The sequence below is a fragment of the Streptomyces alkaliphilus genome (assembly GCF_014141535.1).
Lineage (GTDB): Bacteria > Actinomycetota > Actinomycetes > Streptomycetales > Streptomycetaceae > Streptomyces > Streptomyces alkaliphilus.
In genome coordinates this window covers 1-2,933 of sequence record NZ_VKHT01000671.1, presented here as the reverse complement: position 1 = coordinate 2,933, position 2,933 = coordinate 1, and the positions used below count along the sequence as shown (strand labels likewise).

The 2,933-nt window shown below is 76.1% G+C and carries 3 protein-coding genes; 2 read left to right on the top strand and 1 reads right to left on the bottom strand.

The genetic code is table 11. The annotated features are described in order from the left end of the window. Positions 1 to 208 precede the first annotated feature (208 nt). Both FNQ90_RS18285 and FNQ90_RS18280 read left to right on the top strand, forming a co-directional pair. Positions 209 to 1,390, top strand: a complete 1,182-nt coding sequence (locus tag FNQ90_RS18285; RefSeq protein WP_182607368.1) for an LLM class flavin-dependent oxidoreductase — start codon at positions 209 to 211, stop codon at positions 1,388 to 1,390. Positions 1,391 to 1,620: 230 nt separating this feature from the next. Continuing rightward, positions 1,621 to 1,884, top strand: a complete 264-nt coding sequence (locus FNQ90_RS18280; protein ID WP_143624222.1) for a hypothetical protein — start codon at positions 1,621 to 1,623, stop codon at positions 1,882 to 1,884. Between the two features lie 118 nt (positions 1,885 to 2,002). On the opposite strand, the gene FNQ90_RS18275 is transcribed toward FNQ90_RS18280, so the two are convergent. After that, entirely contained in the window at positions 2,003 to 2,806 is an 804-nt protein-coding gene (locus FNQ90_RS18275) for an exodeoxyribonuclease III (protein ID WP_182607367.1), read from the bottom strand. Positions 2,807 to 2,933: the final 127 nt, after the last annotated feature.

Here is a 2,933-nt window from a genome sequence, read left to right as displayed (position 1 = left end):
CCCGTCCGACGGCCCGCGGCCCTTCCCCCTTCCGGCCGCCGGGCCCGCCGCCGGGTGGCGCCGCGTCCGGTGCGCCCGGTGCGAGCCGGGGCGGTGGGGTGTCGTCCGTCGTCGACGCGGCGATCGGGGAGCCCCCGGCCGTCGAGGGAAGGACCCGCTCACCGTGTCCGAACAGGTGCCGCACATCGCCGATTCCGTTCCTCCCGGGGTGGGGAGGGAGCGCGAGCCGGGAACCCCGCGCGTGGCGCCCGGGGCCCTCCGCGGCCGGGCCGCCGGGAAGGCCCCCGTCCCGCTCTCACTGCTGGAGTTGGCGACCGTCGGGGAGGGGGTCGGGCCCGAGCGGGCCCTGCTGGACACCGTCGAGGCCGCCCGGGTGGCGGAGGCGAGCGGCTACCACCGCCTGTGGGTGGCCGAGCACCACGGCCTGCCGGGGGTCGCCTCCTCCTCGCCCGCCGTGCTGCTGGCCCACCTGGCCGCCCACACCTCCCGGATCCGGCTCGGGTCGGGCGGGGTGATGCTGCCCAACCACGCGCCGCTGCTGATCGCCGAGCAGTTCGGCACCCTCGAGGCGCTGGCGCCGGGCCGGATCGACCTGGGGCTGGGCCGGGCGCCCGGCACCGACGGGTTGACCGCCGCCGCGTTGCGCGGCACCGATCGGCTGCGCGAGGGTGCTGAGGACTTCTCCCGGCAGGTCGCCGAACTCGTCGCCTTCCTGGACGGCGACCCGCCGCCGGTCCCCGGCGCGCGCCCCGACGCCCGGGTGCACGCCGTGCCGGGCCCGGTGACGGGGGCGGTGAGTCGTCCCCCGGTGTGGCTGCTGGGCTCCTCCGGCTACAGCGCCGAACTCGCCGGCCGTCTCGGCCTGCCGTTCGCCTTCGCCCACCACTTCGCCGCCCGGCACACCGGGCCCGCGTTGGAGCTGTACCGGGCCTCCTTCCGGCCCTCCGCGCTTCTGGACGCCCCCTACGCGATGATCGCGGTCTCGGCGCTGGCGGGCGAGGACGAGGGGGAGGTGCGTCGGCAGGTGATGACGGGCGCGCTGGCGATGCTGCGCCTGCGCGGCGGACGCCCCGGCCCGGTGCCGACCCCCAACGAGGCGGAGGACCATCCGTACACCCCGCTGGAGCGGGAGGTGGTGGAGAGTCGCCTGGCCGAGGTGGTGCACGGCACCCCGGACGCGGTGCGGGAGGGGCTGAACGCCCTGGTCGCCGCCACCGGCGCGGACGAACTGATGATCACCACGATGGTGCACGGTGCCCGGGCGCGCCTGCGCGGATACGCGCTCCTGGCCCGCGCCTATGAACTGCCGGGTGCCGAGGGCGCGCTCCCGGCGGAGGCCGGGCTCCGCGCGCCGGTCCCCGCGTCCGCGCCCCCCTCCATCGGTGGGTGAATCCGGCGCGCCGCCACCCGGACGCGTAACGTGAGCGTTCCGGGGCAGGTGTGCGGTGAACGCCGCACACGGCGGGCGCCGTGACGGTGCGTCACCCTGCGGGGCGGGCCGTGACGATTCGTCACGACGCCCCGACCCGGTCCCGGAACCGCCGGGGCCCGGAGGCGCGACATCCGCGACGGGCCGGCGCATCCACACACGTGGCGGCGGTGGAAGAAGGAGGAGAGGACATGGCGGGCTTTCTCGATCGTGCGAAGGAGCAGGCCCAGAAGGGCTACCGCACCGGCAGGGAGAAGCTGGAGCAGGGAATCGAGCAGGGTCGCGACAAGCTGAGCGACGTTCAGGCGCAGCGCGCCGGCAACGAGTTGCTGCGCTCGCTGGGCGCCGCGTACTACCGCAAGGAGCACGGCACCGGCTCCGAGCAGGAGGTCGGCACGCTCCTCAAGGCGCTGGAGGACCACATCACCGAGCACGGTGACGACTTCCTGAAGTGATCCCCGGCGCCGCCCGGCGGAGGTGACGACGCCCCGGTGCGGTGCGGTGCGGAGCGGAGCCGGGCGGGGCGTTCACCCGGGCGCCGGCGGGCCCGCGGGTCACGGGGACGTCTTCGGCTCAGGCGTCGGCGTAGCGCACGGTCACCGGCGCGTGGTCGGACCACCGGGAGGCGTGGTCCTCGGCACGCTCCACCCGGGCCTCCACCGCCCGCCCCGCCAGGCCGGCGGTCGCCACGTGGTAGTCGATGCGCCAGCCCGCGTCGTTGTCGAAGGCGCGGCCCCGGTAGGACCACCAGCTGTAGGGGCCCTCCGCCTCGGGGTGCAGGGCGCGCACCACGTCGGTGTAGCCGCCCTCGTCCCCGAGGACCCGGTCCAGCCAGGCGCGTTCCTCCGGAAGGAAGCCGGCCTTCTTCCGGTTGGCCCGCCAGTTGCGCAGGTCGGCCTCGCGGTGGGCGATGTTCCAGTCCCCGCACACCAGTACCTCGCGGCCCTCGTCCGCCGACCGCTTGCGCAGGTCCACCAGGTGCGGGAGCAGTTCGGCCATGAACCGCTCCTTCTCCTCCTGTCGGTCGGTGTCCACCTCGCCGGAGGGCAGGTACAGGGAGACCACGGTCACATCCGGGAGATCCACCTCCAGCCAGCGGCCGGAGGCGTCGAACCCGGCGGAGCCGAAGCCGATCCGCACCGCGTCCGGGGCGGTTCGGGAGAGCACGGCGACGCCCGCGCGGCCCTTGGCGGCGGCGGGGGCCCAGTGGGCGTGCCAACCCTCCGGGTTCAGCACCTCGGGGGCGAGCTGTTCCGGCTCGGCGCGCACCTCCTGGAGGCAGACCACGTCGGCGTCGGTGCCGGCCAGCCAGGCCCGGTAACCCTTGCGGTCGGCGGCGCGCAGGCCGTTGACATTGACGGTGCTGACGGTGAACACGAGGGACTCCGGGGCGGTGCTCGGCGGGTGGTACCCGCCGGCCGGGACGGGTCGGACCGGGTTCCGGCCGGGACGGGGCGCGGCGCGGCGGGGGCGGGCCCGCGCCGGACGCCGCACCACCGTACAG